Genomic DNA, 13,975 nt, shown 5'->3' on the forward strand with positions numbered 1-13,975 from the left:
AGTGTGAATTTTGAAGGATGAGATAGGAAAACAAAGGAAAAGTCAGATAGCATTCAGTGATACGACTTAAGATATTATTGTGAATTAAGTGACAATAAAAAACTTCAGCTTTTCTTTTTTTAAAAAAATATATTCTATATAAAATACTAAATACACTACATCTTTATTCTTCCATTTGATCGATTTCTTTAAGTATTTTTAAAATCCTTGTACTCTCTTGATCTCTGTCTATATATTCTTTATAAGCATTATATGACTGAATTATTAATTCATCGTATGTCAACAGTTTAATTCTTTTTGATTTTAATGCATCTTGATCTTCTTTTTTTGTATCTAAATCTTCCCATTCTTTTGGTATTTTACCGCATATGAAAATACATTCAATTGTTTCATTTTCCCTATTAATTTGCTTTAATTTATTTTTTAACGCCATTTTATATTTTCCCAACTGGCCTGTAATTTGTGAAAATGTTATATTAACATTAGCTCTTTTGAGTTCAATGATAAGATGTTCTCCAGCTGTTTTTCTATAGTGAATATCTATTCTACCTTTTTTTATATCATCTGAATCATCTTGTGCCAAAAGTTGAATTACTTCTTCCATTTGTGCATTCTCTGTACCTCTTTCCCATGAAGGGTCAAGTAGCCACAAGTTGTCAAATATATGCTCTTGTAAAATTCTCTCTTTTTCATTGTTTTGCATTTTTTCTTTTAAAGATTGTATAATTTTTAATCTTTCGCTAGTGATTGTATAATAAACCCCTGCTTCAATATCTCTATAATAGTCAAAAATTTCTAAAAATTTTTCTAAATTATCGTCGCTTATTTCATTTAGCGAATCGAGAGCGTTTCGTATTTTCATATTTTCAAATGCTAATACTCCTTGTTTCATAAGGGTTATTTTATCTTTTTCTTCTTTGGCAATTTGATTGATTTTTCCAAATAATTTATCTGCTTGTTTTTTTAAATTTCTATCTAAGCTATCATACCATTTTTTAATAGGTTCGTACTTCTGTGCTTCTTTTACACCCATTTCCTCTTTAAATTTTTGTCGTTGATTGCTTATAATGCCAAGTTGTTTCCTTAAAAATTCCTTTAAAATAATATATCTCTGATCATCCTCTTTGAGTTTTTGTCTATTAGAAGTGGCTATATCTTCAAGATTATCATCATCTAAAAAATCTGCACAGATTTCTCCTATTAAAAATTTTGTATACAACCCGCCAATTCTAAATTCTGCTAGTATATCTTCTTGAGCAAGTTTTCCTCTAACAAGAATAGAAATCTTATTTAAATTTTCATCTCCATCTTCTTCTTGCAATAATCCAGAATCTTCTGCATTACCTATCCAACCACTAATTGAGTAGCTATCTTCTATATTATTTTGAAGTAATGTAGACTGTGTGCCTTCTTTGCATAAATTTAAAAATTTTTTACTACTTTCTCCAAAATACCAAATATAGTCTAATTTTTTAAAATAGTTTCTTTCTTCTATTCCAATTTCTTTTCCATTCACAACTACCTTAAAATTTGAATTATCTATAATTGAAAAACGTCTTGCTAAATTCATTCTAATATTATTATATTTAATTCGTTCTCTTTTTAGTTTTTCTAAAATTATAACAGTTCCTTGGCATTCTATTTGCATTGGTAAGCTATTGTTATCTAGCGGAGTTGGCTCGTATACCCCTTCTTCATCAATTGCTTTTTTAATATCATCAATATCCATGATAAATGCATTAGTTATATCATCTTTTTTCTTACTGATAACAGTAATTTTATTTGCAATTGAAAATAAAGATAGTTTTCCTATTCCTTTTCTACCCATAACTTTTCTACCACTTGGAGTTTTCGTAAAATTATCAGCTCTTTTCTTATATCCAACATTTAAAAATTTTTCATTAATATCGTCTTTGTTCATACCAAAGCCATTATCTATAATCTCTATCTTATCAGTATCATGAATATTCATTTTAACTTCTGTTGCATCTGCATCCCAAGAATTTGCAACTATTTCAGATAAAACAGCTGGTAAATTACTGTATAAATTAACCCCCAAATGCTCAATTATATTTAAACTAACTTTCATTCTATATTGCATAAAAATTCTCCAAATGTTTTTTAATGCTTATTCCTATTATTTCTCCAAGTCTTGGAGGAACAGCATTTCCTATATGTCTTGAGATAACAGATGTTTTAATTCCAACTTCATTATCAATAAAATCATAATCTGCAGGAAATGTTTGCAATAAACTTGCTTCTCTTAAACTTATTGCACGATTTTGCTCAGGGTGTCCAAATCTACCATTTCCTAAACTCGTACAAAAAGTAGTCATTGTAGGGGAAGGTTCTTCCCATTTCATCCTTCCATATACACTACCAAAATTTTTACCAGATTCTTTTTTATGGCATTTAAGTATTAAATGCTCAGGCCAATCTTTCCAACTACCACCATTTTTAGGGGTAGCTTTAATTCTTTCTAAATTTAATCCTGATAAAGGTTTAGCTATGTGTAATGGATCTGTTTTTGATTGTTCTCCTGATTTAATTTTAGGTAGAAAACCAATTGTATCTCTTACTGTTTTGTAATTTTCTTTGTGGTGTGTTTTATTTATAATGTGTATTTCTTTAATTTTAGATCCTAATAAAACTAATCTTTTTCTTTTTTGTGGCATACCATAGTCTGGACAAAATATAATTTTATAATCAATAAAATAACCATGTTTTTTTAAAGTATTAATAAAATTTTTAAATATTGGGTATTTTTCTAAATTAGGTACATTTTCCATACTAATAATTTCAGGTTTTATTTCAATTATTAATCTAAGAAATTCATTAAGCAAAGTCCATTTCTCATCATTTTCATTATTTTTTCCTTTAGTGTATTTAGAAAATGTTTGACATGGAGCACATCCTACTAGAATCTTGCATTTTGTATCACCAAAATATTCTTGAATCTCTTTTGAAGAAATGTTTTTTATATTTTTTTCTATAAACTGTGCTTTTATATTTTTTTCATAAGCATATTTGCAGGTTTTATCTAAATCATATCCTGCTATTATTTCAAAACCAGCTTGTTTTAAACCACAGCTTAATCCACCAACACCACAAAATAAATCAATTACTTTACTTTCACTCATAAAAGACACTTTATTTTTTTGCAAAATTATATAATGAAATTTTATACAAGATGCTTAAAGACTTTTAATATCTCTTTAGATAATATTAATGATATTTTTTGCATTAGAAATCAAAGTCAAACAAATGCGACTTTGATTTTAAGCATCAAATGGCTTTGATTTGAAAAGCGGTTTTATATTTTTGGAATGGTAGGAAAAAATGCTATATTATTAGTAGATGTAGCTAATAAAAAATGCGATGAAGGAAAAGCACTAATTTATGCAGGAAAAAGTCGTTTAAGGGCCATTTTAATGACAACTTTTGCGATGATTTTTTCCATGTTTCCACTAGCACTTTCAAGGGGTTCTGGTTTTGAAGGAAATTCTCCTATGGCCATTGCTATTATATTTGGTCTTATTAGCTCAACCTTACTTACACTTTTAGTAGTACCAGCTTTATTTAAATTTGCTCATAATTTAGATGTGAAAATTAAAAAAATCTACCAAAGAGAGAAAATTTAATTAAAAACTCTCATACTCTTTAGCTATAAAAACTTCATCATCTTTTACAATCAATGGGCGTTTTATGAGTGTTGGGTTTTCTAAAATCATTGCTTTAATTTTATCTTGGTCTAAATTTTGAAGTTTTTCTTTATTTAAGCCTAATTTTCTAGTGCTCATACCCGCTGTATTTACAAGCTCCAAAACATTTCTTTTACTAAGCCAAAAATTTAAAGTTTCTTCATCTAGCTTTTTAATATCTAAAAATTCAAATTCAATTTTCTTAGAATTTAAATAATCCATAGCTTTTTTAACACTATTGCAATTTTTAATACCATAAAATTTTAACATTTTCTTGCCTTTTTAACTAAGTCTGCTATGATAAATGCTAATTCTAAAGCTTGATCAGCATTTAATCTTGGATCACATTGTGTTTCATAGCGTTTAGAAAGTTCTTCTTGAGTGATATTTAAAGAGCCTCCTACACATTCTGTTACATTTTGCCCTGTCATTTCCAAATGTACCCCACCAGGATATACTCCCTCACTCATAGCTATTTCAAAAAATGCACGCACTTCTTGAATGATTTTATCAAATTCTCTTGTTTTAAAATTACCTGATTTAACTGTGTTTGCATGCATAGGATCTATGCTATAAAGTATATTAAATCCTTCTTGTTTTAACTCTTTAAATAATTTTGGCAAGGCATTTTCTATCTTATCACATCCCATACGAATGATAAAATTTAATCTTCCTGCTTCATTATGCGGATTTAAAATACTTACTAACTTTTTAATCTCATCTAAATCATAATTAGCACTAAGTTTAACACCAAGTGGATTTTTCACACCGCTTAAAAAATGCACATGTGCTTCATCTGCCTTTCTAGTACGCTCACCTATCCAAAGCATATGTGCTGAACAATCATAAATTTCCCCGCTTAAACTATCTACCCTAGTTAAAGCTTCTTCATAAGGCAAAAGCAAGGCTTCATGAGAAGTATAAAAGGCTGTTTGAGAAAGATTTGGAGTATCAGTGATACCACAAGCTTGCATAAAAGCTAAAGCTTGAGTGATTTTTTCACTAAGTTCATCATATTTTCTCCCAAGTTCTGCCTTTTTTAAAAAACCCAAATTCCACTTATGCACTACTCTTAAATCCGCTAAACCACCTCTTGAAAAAGCTCTTAATAAATTTAAAGTTGTAGCACTTTGATAATATGCTTCTAGCATTCTTTTAGGATCAGCTATTCTTGATTTTTCATTAAATTCAAAACCATTAATAATATCCCCGCGATAACTTGGAAGCTTTACTCCTTCAATTTCTTCAAAATCACTACTTCTTGGCTTTGCAAATTGTCCTGCAACGCGCCCTACTTTAACGATGGGACAAGATCCTGCAAAAGTAAGCACTATAGCCATTTGAAGCATAACTTTGAACATATCTCTTATATTATCAGCGCCAAAATTTACAAAACTCTCAGCACAATCTCCTCCTTGGAGTAAAAATGCTTGAGAATTTACAACCTTAGCAAGAGATTTTTTTAATTTATCTACCTCACCTGCAAAAACAAGCGGTGGTAATTTTTCTAATTTTCTAACAACATCTTGTAATTCATTTTCATCAGGATATTGTGGTTGTTGCTGAATTTTATAATTTTTCCAAGAATCTTTAGTCCATTTCATAGCTTAACTTCCTCATTTTAGTAAGCTAAAATTATACAAAATGAGGCTTAAATTAAGATTTTAAAACACTTTCAACGCGTTCAAGACTATCTTGCTTATACAAAGTTAAGCGCACTATAGAATCTTCTAGCGCTAAAAGATTATGAATCTCATGAGCTTTTAAACTTATACTATCTAGTGTTTTAAGTAAAATTTTTTGGTTTAAAACTCCAAAATCAATGGAGCCTTTTAATACTTGTATGGTAATATCAAAAGGCGCTTTATGATCTTTCATAAAGCTATCTTTTGACATAGTTATGCAGATTTCTTTAGCATAAGCATTTTCTATTTTCTTAGATATATTTATGCCGTTTTGAATTTCTTGCTCCCAAGAAATTACTTCATATATTTGAGTTCTAAATTTCACTTTTATTTTTTAAGTTCTTTAATACGAGCAGCCTTACCTCTTCTATCTCTTAGGTAGAATAATCTAGCACGGCGCACACGACCTCTTCTTAATACTGTAATACTTTCTAAACTTTCACTATAAATAGGGAAAATTCTTTCAACGCCTACATTATTAGCGCCGATTTTACGTACGATGAAAGTTTCATCTACACCATTTCCTCTACGTGCTATACAAATACCTTCAAAATTTTGAATTCTTGTTTTATCGCCTTCTTTAATGCGAATAGCAAGTCTTAAAGTATCTCCAGCACGAAATTCTGGAACATTTTTACCTTCAATTTGTTTTTGCTCAAATTGCTCAATGTATTTATTTTTCATAACGATATTCCTTAAAATTTGCGTTCATGCTTTTGATACAAATCAGGACGAAAATATTTCGTTTTGCAAGACGCCAAAGTAGTTTTTAAAGCTGTGATTTTAGCGTGATTTCCCTTTAAAAACTCTGAAGGCACATAAAATTTTTTATTTTCCTTTTCAAAAATAAAAGGTTTAGAAAACGATGGGGCTTCTAATAAGTCATTTTCAAAACTTTCTTCACTTAAGCTTTCGCTATTTCCAAGAACATCTTGAATATTTCTGCTAATAGCATCACACATCACCAAAGACGCTAACTCTCCACCTGTAAGTATAAAATCACCTATAGAAAATATCTCATTAGCAAATTCTTCCACAATGCGCTCATCCAAACCCTCATATCTACTACTTACAAAGCAAATATGATCTTTCTTACTTAATCTTTTAGCATCAGTTTGTTTAAAAGTCTTAGCGCAAGGCAAAAGAAAAACAAAATGAACATTTTTATCTTGCTTTTTAATATACCTTAAGCAATCATACAAAGGCTGAGCTTGCAACAAAAGCCCTGCGCCTCCTCCTATTTTATAATCATCTACTTTAAAGTGCTTGTTTGTGGTAAAATTTCTAGGATTAACAAAAGCAAATTCTAATATCCCTTTTTCTTTTGCTCTTGCTAAAATAGAAGTTTGAAAATAAGGCTCAATAAGCTCTGGGAATAAACTTACAAAAGTATATTTCATGAATTTTCTAAAATATCTAAAGCAGATTGTGTGAATATCTTTTTATTTTCTACATCAACTTTTTGAATATATTTATCAACATAAGGAATATAAAAGTTTTTAACCTTTGTTTGTAGTTTTTCATCGCATTTTATACAAAATAAAAATCCTGCTCCATTTTCTAAAATGTCTTCAACTACACCTAGTTTGTGCTCATTTTCAATAACATCACATCCAATTATGTCAAAATAAAAATACTCATCTTTTTTTAATTTACAAGTTTCTTTTGTGGCTTCAATAGTTTGAAAAAGAGTAATATTAGTTAAGGTTTTAGCAGTCTCAACACTCTCAAATCCTTCAAATAAAACTAAAGATCTAGTTTTATCAAAAGCCTTTATGGTGTAAATTTTTTGATTAATATCAAAAAATTTAGCACCTATTTTAAACTGCTCATAAAAATCACTAAGATTATGTAATTTTACATAACCTTTTAAACCAACACTTTTCCCAAGTTTAGCAACTTGGATCAAATCATTCTTCAATGGCTTTTACCGTTATACGATATGAAGTTGCATCTTTAACTTTATAAGCCATAATGACTGTTTTTATTGCGTTGATTAATTTTCCATTTTTTCCGATCAACTTACCAGTATCAGATGGATCGACATAAATGATAACCTCAGCAAAATTGTTTTCTAAATTTTGTCTTTGTATATCAACTTTTTCAGGAAAATCAACAATTAATTTTGCGTATTCTCTTAAAAAATTTTCAACCATTTTTATTTGCTTGTAATAGCTGCTACTCTATCGCTTAACTTAGCACCTACGCTTTTCCAATAAGCTAAACGCTCAGCATCAAATTTTACCACTTCAGGTTCAACCATAGGATTGTAATATCCAATGCTTTCTATCCAGCTACCATCGCGTCTTTTTCTACTATCAGTTACAACTATACGATAAAATGGTCTTTTTTTACGTCCCATTTTTGTAAGTCTGATTACTGTCATTTTAATACTCCTAAAAAAATTAAAATTTTGTTATAGATATTTTAACTCATATATCCATAAAAAAGCTTTAATTATTGCGGTCTTTTAGCTTGCTGCAACATATTCATAAAGTTTTCCATTCCTTTTTTATTTGAAAATTTCTTTGCCAACTTGGCTGCATTACTAAATTGTTTTAAAAAGCGATTTACTTCCATTTGAGATAAACCAGCACCCTCTGCAATACGACGCTTTCTTGCGTTATTTAACAAATCAGGATTTTCTCTTTCTTTTGGCGTCATTGATGAAATCATTGCCTTAATATGAATAATTTCTTTAGAATTATCCAAGTCAATATCTTTAATATTTGCTGCCATAGATGATAAACCAGGTATCATACCAATGATTGATTTCATACTACCAAGTTTTTTAACACTTTCCATTTGATTTAAAAAGTCATTAAAATTAAATTCACCTTTTTTAATTTTCTTATTAAGTTTTTTTGCTTCTTTTTCATCAATAATGGTTGCAGTTTTTTCAGCCAAAGTCGCTAAATCACCCTCGCCCATGATACGATTAACAATCCTATCAGGGATAAACACTTCCAAATCAGCTACTTTCTCACCAACACCTATAAATCTTAAAGGCACACCAATTTGTTTTGCTATACCTAGCGCAACACCACCTTTAGTATCTGCATCAAATTTACTTAAAATAACCCCTGTAATTTCTAAAGCCTCATTAAAACTACTTGCAGTTTTAACTCCATCTTGACCACTCATAGCATCAGCTACATAAAATACTTCATCAGGATTTAAAATAGCTTTTACTTCTTTAAGCTCATTCATCAAAGCCGTATCAATTGCTAAACGGCCGGCAGTATCTACAAGCAAAACATCATACATAGAATTTTTTGCTTTTTCCAAAGCTTGTTTAGCTACATTTAAAGGATTGCTTTCATTTTCTATGAAAAATAAATCAAGCTCATTAGCTTGAGTGAGTTGTCTTAGCTGTTCTACTGCAGCTAATCTTTGCAAATCACATGCAGCAATTAATACTTTTTTATTTCTTAGTTTTAAGTAATTAGCAATTTTTACCGTAGTAGTAGTTTTACCACCACCTTGCAAACCACACATCAAAACAACCGTAGGTGGCTTACTAGCAAATACAAAACCTTGATTTTTACCTTTAACACTAAGAATTTCTTCTAAATTTTTCTTAATTGAGTCTAAAAATTGTTTTTGACCTATGCCATTAGTTTTCACATCATTTTCTACTAAAGCAAGTAATTCTTTAGTAACTTTATGATGTACATCTGCTTTTAAAAGGGCTTTTTTTAAAGTGTCAAGAGCATTTTTTAAAGCTTTTTCATCATCAACAAAACGAAGTTTATTAACTGCGGATTTAAATGACTCACTAACTATTTCAAACACTTTATTTTCCCTTTATTAAAATTTTAAAAAGCTAAATTATAAACCCTTTTAGCTTTAAACGCCTTTAAAAATTTAAATTTTTTATTTCAAAACCATAAGCATTGAAGCTCTCATCAAGCAAGGCTTTAAATTGATAATCAAAAATATGCGTTTCATAAGAGTGTAAATACATTCTTGATGAACTAATTTTTGCATATTTTTCATCACCGATAATACCATGTTTTATATGATTTAAATGTACTCTAATTTGATGTGTTCTACCTGTTTTAATGACTGCTTTTATTAAGGTTTTTTTAGCATTTACCATTAAAGGTATAACTTGGGTATGAGCTTCTAAGCCAAATTTATCGATTTTACTAAAGGCTCCAGATTTATTTTTTATAGTAGTTATTTTTTCACAAATTTCAAGTTCTTCAGCAATCACTCCATCAACAATAGCCAAATAACTTTTATAAACATTTTGCTTTTTATATTCTTGGATACATTTTAGTCTAAATTCCTCATCTTTACTTAAAAGTAAAACTCCACTTGTTTCTCTATCAAGCCTGTTGATTAATTTAGCATTATAAACACTTTCTAAATTCTCACTAATTTCTCCATAAGGCTTATTTAAGGCTATGATTTTATCATCTTCAAAAAGTATTTTTGCTTTTTTTATTTTTTGCACAACAAATCTTGTTTTAGAACTCATTAAAGCTCTAGCTATAACAACCTTTTTACCCATAGCAAAAACACAGCCTTTGTCAATCAAATCTTTTGCTGCGTTATTAGAAATTTTTTCTTGCATTGCAAGCAATTTATAAGCTTTTTCTTGCATCTAAACCTTCTTTTATACTTAATATAACTTCACTTAAGTCACTTTGTTCTTTAAGTTGTGCTTGTGATAATTTTTGTTTTAAAAAACTATTTATATCTTTTACACTCTCGCAAATATATAAACCATCAACTTCTTGATATAAACTTTCTTGATTGAAAAAATATCTCCCTGAGATAATAACATTATTCCATCTAGCTGCTTCTATGGGATTATGCCCACCTATATTATCTACAAAAGAGCCGCATAAAAAAACCACATCACTAATCTTATAAAAACTTTCTAGCTCACCCAAAGTATCTAACAATAAACATTTGGTATTAAAAAAATTTGCAAAATCATTTTCACTTAAAGTAAAGTCTGAAAATTTTTGCATATTATAGTGGTTTTTTTGACAAAAATCTTTTAAAATTCCCTCAACCTCGCCAAAACGCTCCGGATGTCTTGGGACAATAATCAATTTATCATTTTCTTCTAAATTAATTTCATCAAGCAATAATTGCTCTTCATTTTCATGTGTGCTAGCAAGTACAATAATCCTAGCTTTAGGTTTGGAATAGTTTTTCACTTGCTCTTGTTTTATATTAGCTTTGATATTCTTGTATGCTATAACATTTTTAGCGCCCAAACATTCTAATCTTTCTTTGTCTTTTTGACTTTGCGCAAATACAACATCAATATATTTAAAAATCAAACGATAAAAAAAGCTAAAACGCTTGTAATTTTTTAAAGATCTATCACTAATCCTAGCATTTAATAAAATCACTTTTGCATTATAAAATTTAGCTATAAACACAAGCATAAGCCAAAGCTCTGCTTCAAAAATAATCAAAACTTTGCAAGGTCTCATCCAAAAAGGCACAAAAATTTCAAATGGTAAAAAATTTACTTTTTTAGAATGTCTTAAAGCTTCACTAAAACCAGTTTGAGTGATGGTTGAAATTTTACAAGTTGGAAAAAGTTTTATTAAAGGAATAAGGCTTTTAATCTCACCAAAAGAACAAGCATGAAAATATACATCACCTTGTTTTTGTCTTAAATTTTTGTAAAGAAAAAATCTTGATTTTAATGATATTTTATACTTTTCCTTACAAAAACTTAAAATCAACAAAAAAGGAGCTGCAATTACATATATAATTGCAGCAAAAATATAATAAAAAAAAATCAATTTTGATTTTCTTCTTTTTCTTTGTATAAAATTCTTCCACAATGTGGACAAGTTACGATTTCATCGCCTTTTAAAACAGCTAAATAAGTTTTATCATAAATTCTCATAAAACAGCCATAACAAGCATGTTTTTTTACAGGAACTACAGCGCTATTTCCCGCCCATTTTCTAATTTTTTCATAAAAAGTTAAAACTTTTTGATTTATTTCACCCATTAGTTTAACTTTTTTATCATAAATTTGCAATCTATCTTTTTCAATATCTACTAATACAGCTTTAGTTTGAGCATCGATTTGATCCACTTCATTTTCAAGTTCGCTTCTTTTAGCTTGTAATTCTTGTATGAATTTTTCTTTATTTTCTAAAATTTTATCTAATCTTTCTATTTCTTCATTTGCTGCATCAAGTTGCTCTTTAGCTATATCTTCTTCAATTTTTAAAGCATTTGCTTCTTTTTCAGTTTTTACTGCAGCACTTTTTTTAGCTATTTCTTTAATTTTTACACCAAATTCTGCAATATGGTTATTGTTTTGAACTTTTTGATTTTCTATATCTTTAATATCTTTCTCAAAACTAGCAATTTCCTCTTCAGTTTTATCAAGCAAATTACGCTTTTCTTTTAAATCTTTTGTAGCATCTTCTACTTTATTTGTAAAACCATCAAGTTCTTTATCAATTTGCGATAAAGTTATAAGTTGTTCTAGGTATTTATTCATTGAATTTTTCCTTAAAAATATTGAAATGGATTTTTTGAAACTGATATTATAACTTCTAAATGAAATTTTTGCAAATCTTTTGCTAAAATTTCACTAAAACAAGATTCGCTTTCATAATGCCCTATATCAATCAAACTAAGTTTATTATGATAACTTTCCAAAGCTTGATGATACTTAAAATCTCCACTTAAAAAGCAATCTGCCTTAACACTAGAAATCAAATCTCCTCCACTGCCTGTGCATATTGCTAAAGTTTTAATTTTCTCATTACCTGCATTTACAACTCTTATACAATCAAGCTTTAAACTTTTTTTCACATGAGTAATTAAATCACTAAATTTAAAATCAACATCACAATAAATTAAAAACTCATTTTGCTCTTTGATTTTAAAACCTAAAATTTCATTAGCAAAATAAGTATTTAAATGACTTAAATCAAAATTCGTATGCATAGCGATTAAGGCTATATTTTTTTGTATCATTTTAGTAAGAATATTTTGCGGATAAAACACTCCGCTTAAGTTTTTTAAGCCTTTAAAAATTAAAGGATGATGAACTATAAATAGTGAATTTTCGCGTGCATTTTCAATTAAATGCATATCCACATCAAGAGCAAGATAAATCTTGTTTATATCTTGATCAAAATTTCCAAGCAATAAGCCACTATTGTCCCAAGAACTTTGCGTATTAAACGGACTAATAGTATCTAAATAATCATAAATTTCTTTAATTTTCATCTAAACTTTCTTTATACACCAAAGCACAGTTTTTAGATAATTCTCTAATTTTAAGCATAAAATCTTGTCTTTGAGTTACTGAAATAGCTCCTCTTGCATCAAGCAAGTTAAAAGTATGCGCTGCTAACATACAATAATCATATGCTGGTAAAGCAAGCTTTGCTTCTAATGCATTTTTGCACTCATTATAAGCATTTTCAAATTGCACATTTAAAGTTTTTACATCACTTACTTCAAAATTATATTTACTAAATTCAAACTCACCTTGCTTATGAACATCTTTATAAGTAATTTTTTCGCCGTTAAATTCATTCCAAACTATGTCATATACATTATCTACATCTTGCAAATACATTGCAAGTCTTTCTAAACCATAAGTAATTTCAGCACTTACTAAATCTACGCTTATACCGCCAACTTGCTGAAAATAAGTAAATTGTGTCACTTCCATACCATCAAGCCAAACTTCCCAACCTAAACCCCAAGCACCTAAACTTGGACTTTCCCAGTTATCTTCAACAAAACGAATATCATGCGATTTTAAATCAAAGCCTAAATTTTCTAAACTTTTTAAGTATAATTCTTGGATATTATCAGGACTTGGTTTAATCAAAACTTGAAATTGATAATAAGCGCCTAACCTATTAGGATTTTCACCGTATCTTCCATCAGTTGGTCTTCTACTTGGTGCTACATAAGCAGTTGCCCAAGGCTTTTTTCCTAAACTTCTTAAAAAAGTTGCCGGATGAAAAGTCCCTGCACCTGCTGGAAAATCATAAGGTTGCATAATAGCACAACCTTGCTTTTGCCAAAACTCTTGTAAATTTAAAATCATTTGAGAAAAGGTCATTTTTCTTCCTTTATTTCTTCTGGCTTTTCAGACGAATTTGCATATAATTCTACTGTTTTATTCCACATCATTTTATATTTTCTTTTTAGAAATTCTACTTCATTGCGTGCATATTTAAGTTGCTCGTTAAGATTTTCTATAGTTTTTCTATCCTCATCATAAAGCTCTTGCATAGAATAAAGAGCATCTTTTAAAAATTTATTCTCACCCTTTAAAGCTTCTAAGGTCTCATCCTTAGCATCAAGAACCTTTTCATGCAAATTTAAAATAGTTCCTATGGTTTTTTCTACAAAACTTTCTCCTGCTAAAGTCATAGAATTTACCATAGCAGGTTGTTTTGAGCTCATAGGTACCACACTAAAAGTTCCTTGGTTAGCTTCTATATAAATTTTACCCTCTTCTTCTTTGAAATTTAAAGCACCATTTGCCATCATTCCTTTTACAACATCTTCAGATAAATGCACTAACTGACAAAATTCTTTTAATTCCAAGTAAGTTTGCATATATGC

Annotated in this window: 18 protein-coding genes and 1 pseudogene; 2 read left to right on the forward strand and 17 right to left on the reverse strand. The window is 28.9% G+C overall.

Translation table 11 applies throughout. The features are described 5' to 3' along the window. Positions 1-163 precede the first annotated feature (163 nt). Both L8W68_RS00790 and L8W68_RS00795 read right to left on the reverse strand, forming a co-directional pair. Positions 164-2,089, reverse strand: coding sequence for an ATP-binding protein (locus L8W68_RS00790; protein WP_263674630.1), 1,926 nt, complete (start codon positions 2,087-2,089; stop codon positions 164-166). Position 2,090: 1 nt separating this feature from the next. Further along, the gene (locus L8W68_RS00795; RefSeq protein WP_263674631.1) at positions 2,091-3,140 is read right to left on the reverse strand and encodes a DNA cytosine methyltransferase; all 1,050 of its coding nucleotides are present in this window, start codon (positions 3,138-3,140) and stop codon (positions 2,091-2,093) included. 33 nt (positions 3,141-3,173) lie between these two features. Between L8W68_RS00795 and L8W68_RS00800 the strand changes: the two genes are divergently transcribed. Both L8W68_RS00800 and L8W68_RS00805 read left to right on the forward strand, forming a co-directional pair. Beyond that, positions 3,174-3,299: a hypothetical protein gene (locus tag L8W68_RS00800; protein WP_263674632.1), complete on the forward strand. Its 126-nt coding sequence runs from the start codon at positions 3,174-3,176 to the stop codon at positions 3,297-3,299. Positions 3,300-3,317: 18 nt separating this feature from the next. Then, positions 3,318-3,641 (forward strand): annotated as a pseudogene (locus L8W68_RS00805) (efflux RND transporter permease subunit); the annotation flags it as partial. On the opposite strand, the gene L8W68_RS00810 reads toward L8W68_RS00805, so the two are convergent. The 15 genes from L8W68_RS00810 to L8W68_RS00880 form a co-directional block, all read right to left on the reverse strand. Next, on the reverse strand, positions 3,642-3,971 hold the full coding sequence (locus L8W68_RS00810) for a Spx/MgsR family RNA polymerase-binding regulatory protein (protein WP_263674633.1): 330 nt from the start codon (positions 3,969-3,971) through the stop codon (positions 3,642-3,644). It lies immediately after the preceding pseudogene. Further along, positions 3,965-5,305, reverse strand: coding sequence for a class II 3-deoxy-7-phosphoheptulonate synthase (locus L8W68_RS00815; protein WP_263674634.1), 1,341 nt, complete (start codon positions 5,303-5,305; stop codon positions 3,965-3,967). The genes L8W68_RS00810 and L8W68_RS00815 overlap by 7 nt, the downstream gene beginning before the upstream one ends. A gap of 52 nt (positions 5,306-5,357) precedes the next feature. Next, a complete protein-coding gene (locus tag L8W68_RS00820) occupies positions 5,358-5,711 on the reverse strand; it encodes a cupin domain-containing protein (protein ID WP_263674636.1) in 354 nt (117 codons plus the stop codon). A gap of 2 nt (positions 5,712-5,713) precedes the next feature. After that, positions 5,714-6,070 (reverse strand): 50S ribosomal protein L19, encoded by a 357-nt coding sequence (gene rplS / locus L8W68_RS00825; protein WP_012661698.1) that lies wholly within the window; start codon positions 6,068-6,070, stop codon positions 5,714-5,716. Between the two features lie 11 nt (positions 6,071-6,081). Beyond that, positions 6,082-6,786, reverse strand: a complete 705-nt coding sequence (gene trmD, locus L8W68_RS00830) for a tRNA (guanosine(37)-N1)-methyltransferase TrmD (protein ID WP_263674637.1) — start codon at positions 6,784-6,786, stop codon at positions 6,082-6,084. Next, a complete protein-coding gene (gene rimM / locus L8W68_RS00835) occupies positions 6,783-7,307 on the reverse strand; it encodes a ribosome maturation factor RimM (protein WP_263674639.1) in 525 nt (174 codons plus the stop codon). Before rimM ends, trmD begins: the two co-directional genes overlap by 4 nt. Then, entirely contained in the window at positions 7,297-7,542 is a 246-nt protein-coding gene (locus tag L8W68_RS00840) for a KH domain-containing protein (protein WP_263674640.1), read from the reverse strand. Before L8W68_RS00840 ends, rimM begins: the two co-directional genes overlap by 11 nt. Before the next feature lie 2 nt (positions 7,543-7,544). Beyond that, positions 7,545-7,772 (reverse strand): 30S ribosomal protein S16, encoded by a 228-nt coding sequence (gene rpsP, locus L8W68_RS00845; RefSeq protein ID WP_012661702.1) that lies wholly within the window; start codon positions 7,770-7,772, stop codon positions 7,545-7,547. Between the two features lie 71 nt (positions 7,773-7,843). Next, positions 7,844-9,181, reverse strand: a complete 1,338-nt coding sequence (ffh, locus tag L8W68_RS00850; RefSeq protein WP_263674641.1) for a signal recognition particle protein — start codon at positions 9,179-9,181, stop codon at positions 7,844-7,846. Positions 9,182-9,245: 64 nt separating this feature from the next. Further along, complete coding sequence (locus L8W68_RS00855) at positions 9,246-9,998, reverse strand: pseudouridine synthase family protein (protein ID WP_263674642.1); 753 nt, start codon at positions 9,996-9,998, stop codon at positions 9,246-9,248. Next, positions 9,979-11,163, reverse strand: a complete 1,185-nt coding sequence (gene waaA / locus L8W68_RS00860) for a lipid IV(A) 3-deoxy-D-manno-octulosonic acid transferase (protein ID WP_263674643.1) — start codon at positions 11,161-11,163, stop codon at positions 9,979-9,981. Before waaA ends, L8W68_RS00855 begins: the two co-directional genes overlap by 20 nt. Then, the gene (locus L8W68_RS00865) at positions 11,160-11,879 is read right to left on the reverse strand and encodes a zinc ribbon domain-containing protein (RefSeq protein ID WP_263674644.1); all 720 of its coding nucleotides are present in this window, start codon (positions 11,877-11,879) and stop codon (positions 11,160-11,162) included. The genes waaA and L8W68_RS00865 overlap by 4 nt, the downstream gene beginning before the upstream one ends. 11 nt (positions 11,880-11,890) lie before the next feature. Continuing rightward, positions 11,891-12,616 carry a Nif3-like dinuclear metal center hexameric protein gene (locus L8W68_RS00870; RefSeq protein WP_263674645.1) on the reverse strand — a complete coding sequence of 242 codons (726 nt, stop codon included), beginning with the start codon at positions 12,614-12,616 and terminating at the stop codon, positions 11,891-11,893. Beyond that, positions 12,606-13,466 carry a glycine--tRNA ligase subunit alpha gene (gene glyQ / locus L8W68_RS00875; RefSeq protein ID WP_039618598.1) on the reverse strand — a complete coding sequence of 287 codons (861 nt, stop codon included), beginning with the start codon at positions 13,464-13,466 and terminating at the stop codon, positions 12,606-12,608. The genes L8W68_RS00870 and glyQ overlap by 11 nt, the downstream gene beginning before the upstream one ends. Beyond that, positions 13,463-13,969, reverse strand: coding sequence for a DUF3972 domain-containing protein (locus L8W68_RS00880; RefSeq protein ID WP_263674646.1), 507 nt, complete (start codon positions 13,967-13,969; stop codon positions 13,463-13,465). The genes glyQ and L8W68_RS00880 overlap by 4 nt, the downstream gene beginning before the upstream one ends. Between the last annotated feature and the right edge of the window lie 6 nt (positions 13,970-13,975).

This window comes from Campylobacter sp. FU_497, assembly GCF_025772425.1.
Classification (GTDB): Bacteria; Campylobacterota; Campylobacteria; order Campylobacterales; family Campylobacteraceae; genus Campylobacter_D; species Campylobacter_D lari_C.

What these genes read in the sequence shown, in the direction of transcription:
- L8W68_RS00790 (WP_263674630.1), bottom strand. Translation starts at nt 2,089, where the DNA reads ATGAAAGTTAGTTTAAATATAATTGAGCATTTGGGGGTTAATTTATAC.
- L8W68_RS00795 (WP_263674631.1), bottom strand. Translation starts at nt 3,140, where the DNA reads ATGAGTGAAAGTAAAGTAATTGATTTATTTTGTGGTGTTGGTGGATTA.
- L8W68_RS00800 (WP_263674632.1), top strand. Translation starts at nt 3,174, where the DNA reads ATGAAATTTTATACAAGATGCTTAAAGACTTTTAATATCTCTTTAGAT.
- L8W68_RS00810 (WP_263674633.1), bottom strand. Translation starts at nt 3,971, where the DNA reads ATGTTAAAATTTTATGGTATTAAAAATTGCAATAGTGTTAAAAAAGCT.
- L8W68_RS00815 (WP_263674634.1), bottom strand. Translation starts at nt 5,305, where the DNA reads ATGAAATGGACTAAAGATTCTTGGAAAAATTATAAAATTCAGCAACAA.
- rplS (WP_012661698.1), bottom strand. Translation starts at nt 6,070, where the DNA reads ATGAAAAATAAATACATTGAGCAATTTGAGCAAAAACAAATTGAAGGT.
- trmD (WP_263674637.1), bottom strand. Translation starts at nt 6,786, where the DNA reads ATGAAATATACTTTTGTAAGTTTATTCCCAGAGCTTATTGAGCCTTAT.
- L8W68_RS00840 (WP_263674640.1), bottom strand. Translation starts at nt 7,542, where the DNA reads ATGGTTGAAAATTTTTTAAGAGAATACGCAAAATTAATTGTTGATTTT.
- rpsP (WP_012661702.1), bottom strand. Translation starts at nt 7,772, where the DNA reads ATGACAGTAATCAGACTTACAAAAATGGGACGTAAAAAAAGACCATTT.
- L8W68_RS00855 (WP_263674642.1), bottom strand. Translation starts at nt 9,998, where the DNA reads ATGCAAGAAAAAGCTTATAAATTGCTTGCAATGCAAGAAAAAATTTCT.
- L8W68_RS00865 (WP_263674644.1), bottom strand. Translation starts at nt 11,879, where the DNA reads ATGAATAAATACCTAGAACAACTTATAACTTTATCGCAAATTGATAAA.
- L8W68_RS00870 (WP_263674645.1), bottom strand. Translation starts at nt 12,616, where the DNA reads ATGAAAATTAAAGAAATTTATGATTATTTAGATACTATTAGTCCGTTT.
- glyQ (WP_039618598.1), bottom strand. Translation starts at nt 13,466, where the DNA reads ATGACCTTTTCTCAAATGATTTTAAATTTACAAGAGTTTTGGCAAAAG.
- L8W68_RS00880 (WP_263674646.1), bottom strand. Translation starts at nt 13,969, where the DNA reads ATGCAAACTTACTTGGAATTAAAAGAATTTTGTCAGTTAGTGCATTTA.